The 16,998-nt window shown below is 64.7% G+C and carries 17 protein-coding genes; 10 read left to right on the forward strand and 7 right to left on the reverse strand.

What is annotated here, in order from left to right; all coding sequences use genetic code 11:
* Positions 1-102 precede the first annotated feature (102 nt).
* The 7 genes from trmFO to K2U94_RS12515 all read left to right on the forward strand — a co-directional run bounded on the left by trmFO (position 103) and on the right by K2U94_RS12515 (position 9,954).
* Positions 103-1,512, forward strand: a complete 1,410-nt coding sequence (trmFO, locus tag K2U94_RS12490) for a methylenetetrahydrofolate--tRNA-(uracil(54)-C(5))-methyltransferase (FADH(2)-oxidizing) TrmFO (protein WP_243067525.1) — start codon at positions 103-105, stop codon at positions 1,510-1,512.
* Between the two features lie 551 nt (positions 1,513-2,063).
* Positions 2,064-2,150, forward strand: coding sequence for a K(+)-transporting ATPase subunit F (gene kdpF, locus K2U94_RS20790; RefSeq protein WP_369334835.1), 87 nt, complete (start codon positions 2,064-2,066; stop codon positions 2,148-2,150).
* 20 nt (positions 2,151-2,170) lie between these two features.
* The gene (kdpA, locus tag K2U94_RS12495; protein WP_243067526.1) at positions 2,171-3,880 is read left to right on the forward strand and encodes a potassium-transporting ATPase subunit KdpA; all 1,710 of its coding nucleotides are present in this window, start codon (positions 2,171-2,173) and stop codon (positions 3,878-3,880) included.
* Positions 3,881-3,891: 11 nt separating this feature from the next.
* On the forward strand, positions 3,892-5,964 hold the full coding sequence (gene kdpB / locus K2U94_RS12500) for a potassium-transporting ATPase subunit KdpB (protein WP_243067527.1): 2,073 nt from the start codon (positions 3,892-3,894) through the stop codon (positions 5,962-5,964).
* Between the two features lie 10 nt (positions 5,965-5,974).
* The gene (kdpC, locus tag K2U94_RS12505; RefSeq protein ID WP_243067528.1) at positions 5,975-6,574 is read left to right on the forward strand and encodes a potassium-transporting ATPase subunit KdpC; all 600 of its coding nucleotides are present in this window, start codon (positions 5,975-5,977) and stop codon (positions 6,572-6,574) included.
* Positions 6,575-6,577: 3 nt separating this feature from the next.
* Positions 6,578-9,271 carry a sensor histidine kinase gene (locus K2U94_RS12510; protein ID WP_243067529.1) on the forward strand — a complete coding sequence of 898 codons (2,694 nt, stop codon included), beginning with the start codon at positions 6,578-6,580 and terminating at the stop codon, positions 9,269-9,271.
* Entirely contained in the window at positions 9,268-9,954 is a 687-nt protein-coding gene (locus K2U94_RS12515) for a response regulator (RefSeq protein WP_243067530.1), read from the forward strand. The genes K2U94_RS12510 and K2U94_RS12515 overlap by 4 nt, the downstream gene beginning before the upstream one ends.
* Positions 9,955-10,279: 325 nt before the next feature.
* Here K2U94_RS12515 and K2U94_RS12520 read toward each other — a convergent pair whose 3' ends face one another.
* On the reverse strand, positions 10,280-10,486 hold the full coding sequence (locus K2U94_RS12520) for a hypothetical protein (RefSeq protein ID WP_243067531.1): 207 nt from the start codon (positions 10,484-10,486) through the stop codon (positions 10,280-10,282).
* A gap of 36 nt (positions 10,487-10,522) precedes the next feature.
* Positions 10,523-10,837 carry a hypothetical protein gene (locus K2U94_RS12525; RefSeq protein ID WP_243068865.1) on the reverse strand — a complete coding sequence of 105 codons (315 nt, stop codon included), beginning with the start codon at positions 10,835-10,837 and terminating at the stop codon, positions 10,523-10,525.
* Between the two features lie 112 nt (positions 10,838-10,949).
* Between K2U94_RS12525 and K2U94_RS12530 the strand changes: the two genes are divergently transcribed.
* From K2U94_RS12530 to K2U94_RS12540, 3 genes are all read left to right on the forward strand, one after another.
* A complete protein-coding gene (locus K2U94_RS12530; protein ID WP_243067532.1) occupies positions 10,950-11,627 on the forward strand; it encodes an alpha/beta hydrolase in 678 nt (225 codons plus the stop codon).
* Between the two features lie 19 nt (positions 11,628-11,646).
* Positions 11,647-11,853, forward strand: coding sequence for a hypothetical protein (locus tag K2U94_RS12535; protein ID WP_243067533.1), 207 nt, complete (start codon positions 11,647-11,649; stop codon positions 11,851-11,853).
* A 137-nt stretch (positions 11,854-11,990) separates the two neighbouring features.
* A complete protein-coding gene (locus K2U94_RS12540) occupies positions 11,991-12,209 on the forward strand; it encodes a hypothetical protein (protein WP_243067534.1) in 219 nt (72 codons plus the stop codon).
* Here K2U94_RS12540 and K2U94_RS12545 read toward each other — a convergent pair.
* The 5 genes from K2U94_RS12545 to K2U94_RS12565 form a co-directional block, all read right to left on the reverse strand.
* The gene (locus K2U94_RS12545; protein ID WP_243067535.1) at positions 12,157-12,990 is read right to left on the reverse strand and encodes a phytoene/squalene synthase family protein; all 834 of its coding nucleotides are present in this window, start codon (positions 12,988-12,990) and stop codon (positions 12,157-12,159) included. The two genes, K2U94_RS12540 and K2U94_RS12545, sit on opposite strands and share 53 nt — an antisense overlap.
* Positions 12,991-12,993: 3 nt before the next feature.
* Complete coding sequence (locus K2U94_RS12550; RefSeq protein ID WP_243067536.1) at positions 12,994-13,788, reverse strand: MBL fold metallo-hydrolase; 795 nt, start codon at positions 13,786-13,788, stop codon at positions 12,994-12,996.
* Positions 13,785-14,570: a TatD family hydrolase gene (locus K2U94_RS12555; protein ID WP_243067537.1), complete on the reverse strand. Its 786-nt coding sequence runs from the start codon at positions 14,568-14,570 to the stop codon at positions 13,785-13,787. Before K2U94_RS12555 ends, K2U94_RS12550 begins: the two co-directional genes overlap by 4 nt.
* On the reverse strand, positions 14,570-16,120 hold the full coding sequence (gene metG, locus K2U94_RS12560) for a methionine--tRNA ligase (protein WP_243067538.1): 1,551 nt from the start codon (positions 16,118-16,120) through the stop codon (positions 14,570-14,572). The genes K2U94_RS12555 and metG overlap by 1 nt, the downstream gene beginning before the upstream one ends.
* A 198-nt stretch (positions 16,121-16,318) precedes the next feature.
* Positions 16,319-16,975: a pyridoxamine 5'-phosphate oxidase family protein gene (locus K2U94_RS12565; protein WP_243067539.1), complete on the reverse strand. Its 657-nt coding sequence runs from the start codon at positions 16,973-16,975 to the stop codon at positions 16,319-16,321.
* Positions 16,976-16,998: the final 23 nt, after the last annotated feature.

Raw genomic sequence — 16,998 nt, forward strand, 5'->3', positions numbered from 1 at the left:
CCGCCCGGGCGTTGCGGCGAAAGCTGCGCCTCGGCTGAACCAGGACCCCATCGAACCGAACCGCGGCTTTCCCTCCGGCCGCGAGTTATTCTACACAGCCGCATGACAGAAACACGAAATCCCTCCCCTGCCCCAATCCACGTTATCGGCGGCGGCCTCGCCGGCTCCGAGGCCGCGTGGCAGATCGCTCGCGCTGGCGTTCCCGTCGTGCTGCACGAAATGCGCCCCGTGCGCGCCACCGACGCCCACAAGACCGGGCTCTGCGCCGAATTGGTCTGCTCCAATTCCTTCCGCTCCGACGACAGCGAAACCAACGCCGTCGGCGTGCTGCATCGGGAAATGCGGGCGATGGATTCGCTGATCATGCGCTGCGCCGACGCCAATCAGGTGCCGGCGGGCGGGGCGCTGGCGGTGGACCGCGACGGCTTCGCCGCCTCCGTCACCCTGGCGCTGGAAAAGGAGCCGCTGATCGAAATCCGGCGGGAGGAAGTGGCGGGCCGGCCCCCGGCGGAATGGGACAATGTGATCGTCGCCACCGGGCCGCTCACCTCCCCCGCGCTCGCCGAAGCGATCGGCGCCCTCACCAGCGAGGCGGAGCTCGCCTTCTACGACGCCATCGCGCCCATCGTTTACCGCGACTCCATCGACATGGAGAAGGCGTGGTTCCAGTCGCGCTACGACAAGGCCGGGCCGGGCGGAACCGGCGCCGATTACATCAACTGTCCGCTCGACCGCGAGCAATACGAGGCCTTCGTCACCGCCTTGATCGAAGGCCCCAAGACCCAGTTCAAGGATTTCGAGAAGACGCCCTATTTCGACGGCTGCCTGCCGATCGAGGTCATGGCCGAGCGCGGCCGCGAGACCCTGCGCCATGGGCCGATGAAGCCGGTGGGCCTGACCAACCCCCACAATCCAACCGTCAAACCCTGTGCGATCGTCCAGCTTCGGCAGGATAACGCATTGGGAACGCTCTATAATATGGTTGGCTTCCAGACCAAGCTGCTTTATGGCGCGCAAGTCGAAACCTTCCGGCAAATCCCCGGGCTGGAGCGCGCCGAATTCGCCCGGCTCGGCGGCCTGCACCGCAACACTTTTCTCAATTCGCCGAAGGTTCTCGACGAAAAGCTGCGGCTGAAGGCCGAGCCCCGCCTGCGCTTCGCCGGCCAGATCACCGGCTGCGAGGGCTATGTCGAGAGCGCCGGCATCGGCCTGATCGCCGGGCGCATGGCGGTGGCCGAACGCCTGGGGCGCGACCTTCCGCCGCCGCCCCGGACCAGTGCGCTCGGCGCCCTGCTCAACCACATCACCGCCGGCCATATCGAGACGATTGACGCCGGGCCGCGCAGCTTCCAGCCGATGAACGTCAATTTCGGCCTGTTCCCGCCGCTCGACTTCACCCCAAAATCGCCGGACGGCAAGCGCCTGCGGGGACCGGAAAAAGCCGTGGCGAAGAAGCGCGCCCTGTCGCAGCGCGCCGAGGCGGATTTGCGCGCCTGGCTGGCGGCTGGCTGATCATTTCCGTGGCGCCATGTGGCGAAATTCGATTTTGGGCGCAGCGCCGTAGAACGAAGGTCCGGTCAAGGATCGTTAGCGGCCTAACCGGCAAAGGCAGAGTCGCGCCATCAGCGGAAATTTTCGGTCGGCCAGCCTTATTTCCGGAATCGACACCGAGAGAGATGTCCTGCTCGGCCTGTGCTATCGCCTTCGCGTCGGATTGAAACATGTCTTCCGCAGTCACCTCCTGCCGCTCTGACATGATCGCCGCCACGAATCTCGATCTTCTGCGCTGAAGCGGACGGGATCATCGATTTTCGTCAGGTAGCGCCTCTGCTTGCATCCGGCGCCCACGGCGCACTGCCGGACAATAAATCCTTACGGGCGCCTTATGCGGCGCAACGGATTTCTCCGTCGAACTTTTATGCTGATCCGACCAATCTTCGCTCCGGAAAAACCGCAAAGGAGCGAGACATGTCGGATGTGATTTTCCTCGTCGCAGGCTTTGGCCTGATCGGCGCGATGGCGCTTTACGCCAACGCGCTCACCCGCGCCTGAAGGAGGCGGCCATGTTCGAACCCATCGCCGGCCTCATCGTCGCCCTCGGCCTCGGCGTCTATCTCGTCGTCGCGCTGCTCAAGCCTGAGCGTTTCTGATTCCCTCGGGAGACTTTCCCATGACCCTCAACGGATGGCTGCAAATCGGCCTCGTCCTTGGCCTCGTGTTGATCACGGCGCGACCGCTGGGCCTTTACATGGCGGCGGTTTTCGACGGCCAGCGCAATTTCCTTTCGCCACTGCTCGAACCCGTCGAGCGCCTTTTCTATAAACTGGCGGGCGTGTCACCCGACAAGGAACAGGGCTGGCTCGCCTATACGCTCGCGATGCTGATGTTCAGTCTCGCCGGCTTCGCCTCGCTTTACGCCATCCTGCGGCTGCAGGCCTTTCTGCCGCTTAATCCGCAGGGTTTCGACAATGTCCCGCCGGATCTCGCCTTCAACACGGCGATCAGCTTCCTGACCAACACCAACTGGCAGGCCTATGGCGGCGAGACGACCATGAGCCATTTTTCCCAGATGGCGGGTCTCGCGGTGCATAATTTCCTTTCCGCCGCGACAGGCATTGCGCTGGCGCTTGCGGTGACCCGCGCCTTCGCCCGCCACGGCGCCGCGACGCTCGGCAATTTCTGGGTCGACCTGACCCGCTGCACTCTCTACGTGCTGCTGCCGCTCTCCATTGCGGTCGCCCTGGCCTTCGTCGCGACCGGCGTTCCCCAGACCCTGCTCGGCTCGGTGGACGCGACCACGCTCGAAGGCGCCAAACAGACGATCTCACTGGGCCCGGTCGCGAGCCAGGAGGCCATCAAGCAGCTTGGCACCAATGGCGGCGGCTTTTTCAACGCCAATTCGGCGCATCCGTTCGAAAACCCGAACGCCTTCGCCAATATCCTCCAGATCTGGTCGATGCTGGCGGTCTCCACCGCGCTGCTGATCGCCTTCGGCAAGATGGTCGGCTCGGTTCGCCAGGGCTGGGCGCTGGTCGCCAGCGTCGGCGTGATCCTGGTCGCGGGCGCGGCTCTGGCTTATTGGGCGGAAGCCTCCGGCAATCCGCTGCTGACGGCGCTGGGCCTCGACGGGTCCGCCGGCAATCTTGAGGGCAAGGAGACGCGCTTCGGCGTCGCTCTATCCGCCCTTTACGCCGCCGTGACCACCGGCCTGTCCTGCGGCGCGGTCAACGCCATGCACGATTCCTTCACGCCTCTCGGCGGTTTCGTGCCGTTGCTCATGATCCAGTTGGGCGAGGTGCTGCCGGGCGGCGTAGGCTCCGGACTTTATGGTCTGGTCGTCTTCGCCATTCTCTCGGTGTTCATCGCCGGGCTGATGGTCGGCCGCACCCCGGAATTTTTGGGCAAGAAGATCGAAGCGCGGGAAATCAAGCTGGCCATGCTTGCCGTGCTGATCCTGCCGTTGTCGATTCTCGGCTTTTCCGCGGTCGCCGCGGTCCTGCCGGTCGCCCTGGCGAGCCTCGCCAATAAGGGACCGCACGGCCTGTCGGAGATCCTCTATGCCTATACGTCGGCGACCGGCAACAACGGCTCCGCCTTCGCCGGCCTCAGCGCCAACACGCCATGGTTTAACGTCACCACCGGCATCGCCATGGCGCTCGGACGCTTCGGCTATGTCGTGCCGGTGATGGCCATGGCCGGCTCGATCGCCGCCAAGAAGAAGGCCGCCGCCTCTGCTGGCACGTTTCCCACTGACGGGCCGCTGTTCGTCGGCCTGCTGGTCGGCGTCATCCTGATCGTCGGCGGCCTGCAATTCTTCCCGGCCCTCGCGCTGGGGCCGATCGTCGAGCATGTCCTGATGCTCGCCGGCAAGACTTTCTGACGGAGCTTTCCATGTCTGCGAAATCCGAAGCGAAACACACGCTCGCGCTTTTCGACCCTGGCATCATTGGCCAGGCGGCGGCGGATGCGTTCAAGAAGCTGGCGCCGTCGCAATTGATGCGCAATCCGGTGATCTTCGTCACCGAGGTCGTCGCGGCGCTCGTCACCCTCCTCTGGCTGCGCGACACGATCAATGGGACGGGCGCGCCGTTCTTTTCCGGCCAGATCGCCGCCTGGCTCTGGTTCACGGTTCTCTTCGCCACTTTCGCCGAAGCCGTGGCGGAAGGACGCGGCAAGGCGCAGGCCGCGACCCTGCGCGCGACCCGTTCGGACACGATGGCCAAGCGCCTCATGGACCCGGACGGCCGCAGCGGCCTTTCCGCCGTGGTCCAGGCGGTTTCGGCGCTCGACCTGAAGGTCGGAGACGTCGTCCTGGTCGAGGCCGGCGATCTGATCCCCTCCGACGGCGATATCATCGAGGGCGTCGCCTCGGTCAATGAAAGCGCGATCACCGGCGAATCCGCGCCGGTGATCCGCGAGGCGGGCGGCGACCGTTCGGCGGTGACCGGCGGCACCACGGTCCTTTCCGACTGGATCAAGGTGCGCATCACCGCACAAGCGGGCGAAACCTTCATCGACCGCATGATCGCTCTGGTCGAAGGCGCGGAGCGGCAGAAGACGCCGAACGAACTGGCGCTTTCGGTCCTGCTCGCCGGCCTGACCCTGATCTTCCTGATCGCGGTGGCGACGCTTTACGGGCTGGCGGTCTATTCCGGCGCCGCGCCTACCGTCGTCGTGCTGGTGGCCTTGCTGGTGACCCTCATTCCCACCACCATCGGCGGCCTGCTGTCGGCGATTGGCATCGCCGGGATGGACCGCCTGGTCCGCTTCAACGTGCTGGCCACTTCGGGCCGCGCCGTCGAGGCGGCGGGCGACGTCGACACCTTGTTGCTCGACAAGACCGGCACCATCACCTTCGGCAACCGCATGGCCAGCGAATTCATCGCGCTGCCGGGCGTCGAACTCCGCAAGCTGGCGGAAGCCTCGCTGCTGGCCAGCCTCGCGGACGAAACGCCCGAGGGCCGCTCGATCGTCGCGCTCGCCAAGGGTGATTTCGGCCTGACTGAGCCCGACCTTGCCGGCAAGGCGCCTGTCGTCATCCCCTTCGCCGCGCAGACGCGCCTGTCGGGCGTCGAGGTCCAGGGGCGCAGCGTCCGCAAAGGCGCGGTCGATTCCGTGCTGAAATTCGCCGGCCTGACGTCCGAACAGGCGCCCACGGAATTCCGCCACGGCGTCGAGCGCATCAGCCGGTCCGGCGGCACGCCGCTGGCGGTCGCGGAAAATGGCGTGCTGCTCGGCCTCATCCATCTCAAGGACGTGGTCAAGCCGGGCATCAAGGAGCGCTTCGCAGCCTTGCGCGCCATGGGCATCAAGACGGTGATGATCACTGGCGACAATCCGCTCACCGCCGCGGCGATCGCGACCGAGGCTGGCGTCGACGATTTCCTCGCCGAGGCGACCCCGGAGGACAAGCTCAGATTCATCCGCAAGGAGCAGACCGGCGGCCGGCTTGTCGCCATGTGCGGCGACGGCACCAATGATGCGCCGGCCCTCGCCCAGGCCGATGTCGGCGTCGCCATGCAGACCGGGACGCAAGCCGCGCGCGAGGCCGGCAACATGGTCGATCTCGACAGCGATCCGACCAAGCTGATCGAGATCGTGGAAATCGGCAAGCAGCTCCTGATGACGCGCGGCTCGCTGACGACCTTCTCAATCGCCAATGACGTGGCGAAATATTTCGCCATCCTGCCGGCCCTGTTCGTCGCGACCTATCCGGAGCTTGGCGCGCTCAATGTCATGCATCTGGCTTCGCCGCAATCGGCGATCCTGTCGGCGGTGATCTTCAACGCCCTCATCATCGTCGCCCTCATCCCGCTGGCGTTGCAGGGCGTCTCCTATCGCGCCGTCGGCGCGGCGGCGCTGCTGCGGCGCAATCTGTTGATTTACGGCGTCGGCGGGCTGATCGCGCCCTTCATCGGCATCAAGCTGATCGACCTTGTGGTCGCGGCGCTGCACCTGGCTTGAGGAGGCACCCATGCTTAAGCATTTTCGTCCCGCGCTTGTCCTGCTGGTTCTTTTCACAGTGCTGACAGGTCTCGTCTATCCTTTCGCGATCACCGGCGTGGCCAGCATCGCCTTGCCGCGCCAGGCCGGTGGCAGCCTGATCGTGAAGGAGGGAAAAGTCGTCGGCTCCAGCCTGATCGGGCAGAATTTCGCTTCCGCGCGCTATTTCCAGCCGCGCCCCTCGGCGACGGTCGCGCCTGACCCCAGGGATCCGAGCAAAACCGTCGACGCGCCCTATAACGCCGCCAATTCGTCGGGCTCCAATCTCGGCCCGACCTCGAAGGCATTGATCGCCCGCGTCGCCGCCGCCACAGAAGCCAAAAAGGCCGCCGGCTGGACGGCGCCGTTGCCGGCGGACGCGCTGACGACCTCGGCCTCCGGCCTCGATCCGGATATTTCGCCGCAGAACGCGCTCGCCCAGGTCGCGGGCGTGGCCAAGGCGCGCGGACTGGACGAGCGGCGGTTGCGCGATCTGGTCGCGGCGCAGACAGAGGCGCGCTGGATCGGCGTGATCGGCGAACCGCGAGTGAATGTTTTGTCGCTCAATCTCGCGCTGGATGAGCTAAAATGAACCATGCCGCCCGACGCCCATGACGAACGCCGCCCCGATCCCGACGCGCTGCTGGCGCTGACGGGAGACGGCAGGCGCGGCAAGCTCAAGGTCTTCCTCGGCGCCGCGCCCGGCGTCGGGAAGACCTACGCCATGCTGCAAGGCGCCCGCCGGCTGAAAGCCGACGGGATCGACGTGGTGATCGGGCTGGTCGAAACCCATGGCCGCTCGGAGACCGCGGCCCTGCTCGAAGGCCTCGACGTGTTGCCGCGCCGCATGGTCGAATACCGCGGCCGGAGTATCGAGGAATTCGACCTCGACGCCGCGCTCGCGCGCAGGCCGGGCCTGATCGTCGTCGACGAACTCGCCCACACCAACGCGCCGGAGAGCCGCCATCCGAAACGCTGGCAGGATGTCGAGGAACTGCTCGACGCCGGCGTGGACGTGTGGACCGCGCTCAACGTCCAGCATCTGGAAAGCCTTGCCGACGTCGTCAGCCGGGTGACCGGCGTGGCGGTGCGCGAGACCGTGCCGGACAACGTGCTGCAAACGGCGCAGGATGTGATCCTCGTCGACATCACGCCCGCCGAACTCATCCAGCGTCTGCAGGAGGGCAAGGTCTATATGCCGCAGACCGCGCGCCGCGCCGTGCAGAATTTCTTCACCCCCAGCAATCTGACCGCCTTGCGCGAACTGGCGTTGCGCCGCACCGCCGATCGGGTCGATGACCAGATGGTCAATTACCTGCGGCAGAACGCCATCGAAGGACCATGGGAGACGTCGGAATATCTGCTTGTCTGCATCGGCGCCGACGACCGCGCCGAAATCCTGGTGCGCACGGCGAGCCGCATGGCGACCCGCCTCAACGCCTCCTGGGTCGTCGTTCATGTCGAGCGGCAAGGCCATGAAGAGACAGACCCAGCGCGCCTCAAGCGGATCGACGAAGCCCTGCAATTGGCGGAGCGGCTGGGCGCCCAGACCCAGCGCCTGAGCGCCAGCGACATGGTCGCGGAAGTCCTGCGTTACGCGCGCCGCGAAAACGCGACCCAGATCGTGCTCGGCCGCTCGCGCGCCGGCTTTCTGCGCCGGCGCTTCGGCGGCAGCTTTTCCGACGAGATGGTTATTCGGTCGGACGATATCGCCGTCCATGTGGTGACGACGCCGGCGGACAAGGCGCCGCGCGCCGCGTTCCGATGGACGCGCCCGCAGCCGAAACGCGTGTTTCCTGGCTTTCTGGCGGCCGTTTTCGCCGTCGCCGCGGCGGTGGGCGTCGGGGAGGCCCTGACGCACTTCCTTGATTTGCCGAACCTGTCGATGGTGTTCCTGCTGGCGGTCCTCGCGTGTTCGGCGTTTTATGGCCTGTGGTCCGCGGTCGCCGCCTCCTTCCTGTCCTTCCTGGCCTATAATTTCTTCTTCATTCCACCGCTTTACACCTTCACAATCGCCGAGCCGCAGGAGTTGTTGTCGCTGTTGGCTTTCCTCGCCGTGGCGGTGCTTACTGGCTCGCTGGCCGGCCGCGCGCACGATCAGGCCGAGGCCGTGCGCCAGCGCGCCCAACATTCGGAATCGCTCTACGACTTCTCGCGCAAGCTGGCGGGCGCCGCGAAGCTCGACGACGTGCTGTGGGCCGCGGCCGCTCATCTGCAAAAGATCGTCGGCGGCGCCGTCGTGTTTCTGATCCCGGAGGACGGCGACCTGCAGGTGAGCATCGCCTGGCCGCCAGACGTGGAACTGAATGAAGGCGAGATGAGCGCCGCGCGCTGGGCCTTTTCCAAGAATGAAATCGCCGGCTGGCATACGGACACGCTTCCCACGCTCGCCAGGCAGTTCCGGCCTCTGGTCACGCCGCGCGGCGCGGTCGGCGTGCTCGGCTTCGAGCCCATGGCGCGCGGCGCCGCGCCAACGCCTGAAGTCGAACGCGCCCTGACCTCGATCCTCGAACAGACTGCGCTGGCCGTCGATCGTTCGCTTCTGGTCGGCGAAGCGGTGCGCGCGGCGGCGCTCGAAGACAATGAAAAGCTGCGCACGACGCTGCTGTCGTCGCTTTCGCACGATCTGCGCACGCCGCTCGCGACAATCGCCGGCGCCATTTCGACCCTGCGGCAATTACGTGATCGGCTGTCGCCCGAAAAAACCGAGGAGCTGCTGGAATCCGCCGAGGAAGAAACGGAGCGCCTCACCCGCTTCATCGCGAATTTGCTCGACATGTCACGCATCGAATCCGGCGCGCTGAAAGCGCGTCAGGATTACATCGATCCCATCGACTGCATCCGCAACGCGGTCGAACGCGGCCGCAAGGCCTTCGGCGCGCAAACCATCGAGACCTCGCTGGCCCCTGAGCTGCCTTTCATTCGTGGCGACGCCCAGCTTCTGGAACAGGTCTTGTTCAACCTGCTCGACAACGCCCATAAATATGGCGGCGGCTCGACTGCGATGGTCCACGCCCGCCGCGAGGGCGAACATGCGGTGATCAGCGTCACCGACGAAGGACCGGGGATCAAGCCGGCGGATTTGACCCGCGTGTTCGAAAAATTCTATCGGGGCGGCAAGGCTGACGGTCGCAAGGCCGGGACGGGCCTTGGCCTGTCCATCTGCAAGGGACTGGTCGAGGCGATGGGCGGAACGATCGAAGCGCAAAGCCCGGCGGTGCGCCGGCGCGGAACGCGGATCGTGCTGCGGTTCCCGGTCGCGCAGATCAAGGAGAGATTGCCCGCATGAAGCAGCGTGTGCTGGTCGTCGACGACGAGGAACAGATCCTGAAGTTCCTGACCACGGCGTTGGAGGCTTCGGATTATGAAGTCATCCACGCCACGACGGGCCGGCAGGCGCTGCATCTGATCGCCACCGCCGCGCCCGACCTGATCATTCTCGATCTCGGCCTGCCGGACATGGATGGCAAGGAGGTTCTCACCAAGGCGCGCGGCTTTTCGGCCAAGCCGGTCATCGTGTTGTCCGCCCGCGAGCGCGAGGTGGAAAAAATCGAGGCGCTCGACCTCGGCGCCAATGATTATGTCGAAAAGCCTTTCAAGATCGGCGAGCTGCTGGCGCGATTGCGCGTCGCGTCGCGGCTCGCCAATCACGAGCAGCCGAAGCGGACGATCTTCGAGGCGGACGGACTGCGCGTCGATCTCGAACGTCGCCTTGTCACGCGCGACGGAACGCCGGTGAAGCTGACACCAAAGGAATACGACCTCCTGGCCTTCCTGGTCCATCATGCGGGGCGCGTGGCGACGCACCGCCAGATTCTTCTCAGCGTCTGGGGCCCGGCCCACGCCCAGGACACGCCCTATTTGCGGGTCTTCGTCGGCCAATTACGCGCCAAGATCGAGGCTAAACCCGACTCGCCAAGCCTCATCCTGACCGAACCGGGCGTCGGCTACCGGCTCTCGACCGACGAATGAAGCTTGTCGTCGACAAGGTTCCAACGGAATTGGAGGGCTCGAATGATTGGACGAAGTCGGCCAAGACTTTGTCACGTTCCTCATAGCTCATTCGTTCACTACCTGTCCCGGCGTGGTCGCCCAGAGACCCGGCAACCAGGGGCAGGACTGGCTTTCAGCCGTGGGCGACAACATTCTCTCGAATATGCAATACCGCATCGGGTCATAAGCACGCGTTCGAATGACTTGCGGCGTGACCGCTGATGGCGTTGGCACGGACGTTGGGAAGCAAGCTCGAAGGGCTTTCTGACGTTGCAGACCGAAGTTCAAACCGGGACTTTTTCCTTCACTTCCTCGTCTTGCGCGTCTTCGCCACGCCGGGGTTCAGCGCGCCGCCCCAGAAATCCAGAACAGTCTTTTGCGCCTTGCGCAAAGCGATCCCCTGCTGTCGGCGCATTTCATTCATGGCGTGGCCGCGCGCGGCGCCGAAAACCTTGTTGGCGCCGCTGAGCCACAGACTCAGATAGGGATTTTTCCCGCCCGATTTCGCCATGACGCGCCTCGGCCTCGCGGGCCTCCCGCGAGGCCCTCACAAAGCAACATATACGAATTTGGGTCCTTTGAGAGCCGGGTAATTGTCGCGCAGCGCCTTGGCGATCTTCCCGACGAGGGCCTTCTCACCCGCGGCCGATGGGCCGACGAAATCCGTGCCCGCCATCCAGGTCTCAAGAAAACAATGGAGGGTTTCGTCGTAGTCGGAACCGGTCGGATTGGCGGTCTTGTCGGCGAGCGAAGCGACGCCTTTGGCGTCCACTTCCAGGCGCCAGTCGCGGTCGTCCACCTGCGAAGCCAGCAATTTGGCGAGATCGGCGTCGGTCCAGTTTCCGTTGAGATCAAGCGTCATCGGCATGCCCTTTGTCCCTCGCGCCGCCCCGTCCTGTCACAAAGGCGACGCCGCCAAGCCGAAGCAGGGATCGGGCCATGCGGCGCGACATTCGACGCGGCACGATAATTGATTGGCGGTCCGCGCAATCCGCGAGACCGCCATGGCCGAAATCATCGAAGGTCCGAAACTCGCCGCTTTATCCTGCGGCAAGCCCGTCTATCTCGTCGTCCTGCTCCATGGCGAAGGCGGGAGCGGCCAGGACATGGCCGATCTCGCCCTGGGCTGGGTGCCCGAGATGATCAAGGCGGATTTCGTCGCGCTCGAAGCCCCTTTCCGCGACCCCGAAGGCCGCGCGGTCTGGCGCGAGGCGGAACGGCCGCAATCTTTCGCCGAAAGCGCCGCCGCGCTCGATTCCTTCCTCGACGCGCAACTCGCGACAACCCGCCTGCCCGCCTCCCATCTCGCGCTGGTCGGCTTCGGCCAGGGCGCGGAACTGGCGCTGACCGTCGGCCTGCGCCGGCCTCAGAAGCTCGCCGCCCTGGTCGGTTTTTCCGGCGCCTATCCGACGCAGACGCTGCCTGACGAACTCGCCGACCCGGCCCCGACCCTGCTGGTCCACGGCGACGCCGACGCCCGTTATTCCGCCATGCTGGCGCTGAAGGACGCCCTGAAGGCGCGCGGCGCGCCGGTTTGGAGCTTCAAGCGGCCCGGCCTCGGCCATGAGATCGACGGCGACGGCGCCGACGCGGCCGGGGCTTTCCTGGCGAAACATGTCCGACATGTCAAAGAAGATCACGACCACGATTGAGGCCGAAAGGAACCCCGTCATGCCGATGAATGAAGAAGCGATCGAAGCCGGCAAATGCTATTCGGCCGGCGCCGAAAATTACAAAGTCATCGCCATCACGCGCAGCATCGTGACCTATCAGGCCTGGCCAAAGGGCGGCAAACTCAACCCCTTGCGCATCAATTGCGGGCTGAAGGCCTTCGCCGCGGCCGTCCGAAAGGAAATTGCCTGCCCGGCGGCGCCATAAGGTCGAACAGTCGGGAAACGGCGGGCGTTTCCCCGACCGGCCGCCCGAGAGAGGTCGAATCTCGCCACGATTCGCCCCGATTTCTGTCGCGGGACCTTCACGGGCGGAGGATATCTTCGCCCGAAAGGGAGCATCCGATGGACGCCGCGATCCGGCGCGAGGACGATCTCGCGTCCGTCAATCACGACGTCGCCAAGATCGACCTTTGGGAACAGGCCTGTTTCGGCGAGGACGAGATCCCCGCCGAGGCGAAGGCCACGAAAGAGAACCAAGAGGACGCCCTGTGCGAACGGATTTTCGGATCTAGCTTTTGTATCGCCAGAGCGCCCACTGCCTGCGCCAGGGCGCCACGTTGACGGGCGTCGAAAAGGGATCGTAATCCCGGCGCTCCATTTGGTCCAGATAAAGCCCGGGCAGAGCGAGAAGGCGGAAAGCCTCGCGCGCCGGCCTGGGGAGGGAGAGGACGCCATGTTTCGCTTTGACCAGATCGTCGCGCGCCAAAGCGCGCAGCTCCGCCAACGCGGCCTTGACGGCTTGCGTCCCGTCGCGCGCGAACAGATCGGCCGGCGTCAGCCCATGCCGGGCAAGCATATCGACAGGCAGGTAGCATTGCCGGCGCGCGACATGCCAGGGCAGCGCCCGCAGCAAGCCCGTGACGGCATAGGCGCGGCCAGCCGCAGCCGCGACATCCTCGGCCTCGGCCCCGCCCAGAATGCGGGCCGCAAGGCCAAAAAGAACGGAACAGGTCTCGTCGCAATATTGGTCCAGAAAGGCCCTGTCCGGCGCCGGGTCGTCGTAAAGGTCGAAGCGCCGCGCCTCTAGATAATCCAGCAGCTTTTGCCGCGGCAGGCCGCAGGTCTCGACAGTCGCGAGCAAGGCGTCGGCGGTAGGATTGGCGGAAGGCTCGCCGCCCCCCGCCGCATTGAGCGCGTCGACCCACCATTGCAGCCGCATTTCGCCCAGCAGCGGCTGGGAAACCTGCTCGCTTATGCGCGCGACCTCGGCGTTGAAGGCGTAAAGCGCGAAAAGATGCGGCCGCGCCGCGTCCGGCGCGAACATCGACGCCAGCCAGCGGTCGCGGTCGGCCTCGCGCAGGGCCTCGCCGCAGAGCCGGTAATGTTCGGCCAGCCGGTCCAAGGGCTAGACGCTCAGCCGCATGAAATCATAGGCCGGCTCGATATTCGCCGGCAGATTACGGCGCAGGACCTCGTAATCGAGATCGGTGTGCAGATTGGTCAGCACCGCGCGCTTCGGCTTGAAATGCGCGATCAGCTCCAGCGTCTCAGCTACCGAGAGATGGCTCGGATGATGCTTGTGCCGAAGCGCGTCCACGATCCACAGATCGAGATTTTCCAGAAACTCCATGCTCTCGGGCGGGACATATTTGACGTCCGGCGTATAGGCGCAGGCGCCGAAACGAAAACCGACGGCGTCGATGTCGCCATGATTGAGCCGGAAGGGCAGAACGTCGATCTCCCCGGCCGGGCCGCCATGCGCAAAGCTTCGGCCATAATCGAAGACATGGGGGATGAGCAGCGGCGGATAATTACTGCCCGGCGGGGTCTCGAACAGATAATCGAAACGCGAACCCACCGCGGCCCAGGTCGGCGGATCGAAGAAAACGTCGATCTTGCGGTGCATGGCCATGGTCAGGGGCCGCAGATCGTCGAGGCCGTGGATGTGGTCGGCATGGGCGTGGGTCAGCAGCACCGCGTCGAGCCGATGGACCTCGGTCGCGATCAACTGCTCGCGCAGGTCGGCGCCGGCGTCCACCAGCAGCCTGGTCGGCTCCCTCTCGCCGCGCTTTTCCACCAGGATGGCGCATCGGCGGCGGCGGTTCTTCGGATTGTTGGGGTCGCATTCGCCCCAGCCCTGCGCGACGCGGGGGACGCCCGCCGACGAGCCGCAGCCCAATATGACAACGTCAATCGTCATGCGGCGAGCGGCGGCATTTTATCGAACAATTTAATGGCGTTGGCTGTCGTCGCTTCAGCCAGCTCATCAAGTTCGATTCCCTTGACCTCGGCGAGAATTTTCGCCGTCTGCGCGACAAAAGCCGGCTCGTTGGTCTTGCCGCGATAAGGCGTGGGGGCGAGGAAAGGCGCGTCGGTCTCGATGAGCATCCGGTCGAGCGGGACGTCCCTCGCGATCTCGCGCAATTCGTGCGAGTTCTTGAAGGTCACGATGCCGGAAAAGGAGACGTAAAGCCCAAGCTCGACTCCCCGTTCGGCCAGCGCCCGGCTGGACGAAAAGCAATGCAGCAGCGCCTTGAATTTTCCCTTGGCCATCTCGTCCGCCAGGATCGCCGCCATGTCCTCGTCGGCGTCGCGGGTATGGATCACCAAGGGCAGGCCGGTTTCCCGCGCCGCCACGATATGGGCGCGGAAGACGCGATGGGCGAGATCGCGCGGGGCGCGGTCGTAATGATAATCGAGCCCCGCCTCGCCAATCGCCACGCATTTCTCATGCATTGCAAGGTTGACGATTTCGGCGGAGGAAAATTCGCGCTCGTCTTGCGCGTGGTTGGGATGCGTGCCGACCGAACAGAAGATGTTGTCGTCGCTTTCGGCGATGGCGCGAATGTCGGGAAATTTCTCGATCTCGGTGCAGATCGTGATCATCCGGCCGACCCCGGCGGCGGCGGCGCGATCCAGCACCCCGGCGCGGTCCTTGACCAGTTCCGGGAAATCGAGATGGCAATGGGTGTCGATCAGCATCAGTTGGCCGCCTCCGGCTCGACATAGCGCGGGAAGATCGGCGCCGGCGCCGGCAGGTCGGCGCCGGCGAACAGCCGATGCTCCGGCGTCGCATAACGGAAATCGCGCTCATCGGCGCGGACCGCGAGAAGGTCAAGCAATTTTCCCGCCGCCGCTGGAATGAAGGGCTGGCATAGGACGCCAACCACACGCAGGGTTTCGATGGTCGTGAACAGAACCGCGTCGCGCCGCCCCGGATCGCTTTTGCCAAGCTTCCAGGGCTCCTGGCCGGCGAAATAGCGGTTGGCGTCGCCCACCACGGCCCAGATTTCGGCAAGCGCCTGATGCGGCGCATAGGCGGCCATCGCGCCGCGGACCGCCTCAACCGCCCCATAGGTCTTGGCCAGCATCTCGGCGTCGGCCGACTGGACCTCGCCCTGCTCGGGAACCTTCGCGCCGCAATTCTTGGCGATCATCGACAGCGAACGCTGCGCCAGATTGCCCAAATCATTGGCGAGATCGGCGTTGATGCGCTGGACGATAGCCTCGTGGGAATAGTTGCCGTCCTGGCCGAAGGGCACCTCGCGCAGGAAGAAATAGCGCAAGGCGTCCACGCCATAATGGTCGGCGAGCGCCATCGGATCGATAACATTGCCGACCGATTTCGACATTTTCTCGCCACGATTGAACAGAAAGCCATGGACGACGATCTGCTTCGGCAAGGGAACATCCGCCGACATCAGGAAGGCCGGCCAGAAGATGGCGTGGAAACGGGTGATGTCCTTGCCGATGACATGAGCGTCGCAGGGCCAGAATTTCGCGCGCGGGCCGCCGTCGAACCAGCCGGTCGCGGTCAGGTAATTGGTGAGCGCGTCGACCCAGACATACATCACATGGCGTTCGTCGCCGGGGACCGGGATGCCCCAGTCGAAGGTCGTGCGGCTGATCGAAAGATCATTCAGCCCGCGCTTCACGAAAGCCACGATCTCGTTGCGGTATTTCTCCGGCGTGATGAAGTCCGGATGGGCCTCGTAATGGGCCAGCAGCTTTTCAGCATAGGCCGAAAGGCGAAAGAAATAGCTCTCCTCCTCCACCCATTCGACCGGCGTGCCGGTCGGCGCGAATTTCCTGCCCTCGGCGTTTTCGGTGAGTTCGTTTTCGTCGTAATAGGCCTCGTCGCGGACCGAATACCAGCCGCTGTATTTCGACAAGTAAATGTCGCCCTTTGCCGCCATCCGCCGCCAGATTTCCTGCACGCAAGCCTTGTGGCGCTGCTGCGTGGTTCGCACGACGTCGTCGGCGACGGCGTTGAGCTTCTCGCCCATGGCCTGGAACTGCCCGGCCGTGCGATCCGCCAAAGCCAGCGGAGTCAAGCCCTCGCGCGTCGCCGTCTGCTGCATCTTCAGGCCATGCTCGTCCATACCGGTGACGAACAGCGCCTCGCGCCCGTCGAGCCGGTGGAAGCGCGCGAAGGCGTCGGTCGCGATGCGCTCATAGGCATGGCCGATATGCGGCGCGCCATTGGCGTAGGGAATGGCGGTGGTGACGTAATATTCGGCGCGTTCGGACATGGGCGCGGGAATCTCGGCTCGGGCTGCGGCAGCGCAAACTAGTCAAAGCGCGCCGCCGGGAAAAGACCTTTTGCCGCCATTGAGCTCCGATCGACGATTTAATCACGGCGCCGGCGCAATGCGAGGCGCAAGGCCCCTATCCGCCGGCGGTGAGAGCCGCCTCGGCGGGAGTCCCGCCGAAAAATCCGGGAGGGAGATTCAGGCTTCACCCTTGGCGATCAGTTCCGCATAGCTTTCCATCGAAAGCTCGCCGCCAGCGCCGGCGACCCGCTCCCGGTCGCGCGCCGGTATGGCGTCCTGCACGATGTCCAGCCGCTTCCAGCCAGGCAGCGGCGCCAGCGTTTCCGGCTGCGGCACATATTTCGACAGCCCGACCTTCTCATGGCGATGGATATAGCGCGGGCAATTGACCCAGATCGCTTCGACCGCGACATTGACGAGAAATTCCGCGCCCGGATAGAGATCGAGAAGCGGATGCTCGAAACGCACTTCCGCTTCGCCTTGGACGCGCAGGCGATTGGGGGTCACGAAATCGATGAACAGCAGGCCGACCTGCGCCGCGTTCATCAAATTCCCCGCCGAATAATACATTCCGTTGCCGTCGTACCATGGAAAGACCAACGCCGAAGGGCCAGTGACCCTTACGAACCCTGGCGCGCCTCCCTTGTAGGAAACGGTGGGCCGGCCGGCCCCATCGACCGTCGAGAGAAAGAACATGTCCAGCGATTGAATGAACGCGCTCTCGTGCTCCGCGAATTCATTATGGACAATGTTGTTTTCCATCAAATCGGCCATGCGGCGCGAATCGAATTTGTCCTGCAGAGCGCGATGCTTCTCCGAGTAGAATTTTGACATGGACGATCCTTCCCCATCGAGCA

The sequence above is a fragment of the Candidatus Rhodoblastus alkanivorans genome (assembly GCF_022760755.1).
Taxonomy (GTDB): Bacteria; Pseudomonadota; Alphaproteobacteria; order Rhizobiales; family Beijerinckiaceae; genus Rhodoblastus; species Rhodoblastus alkanivorans.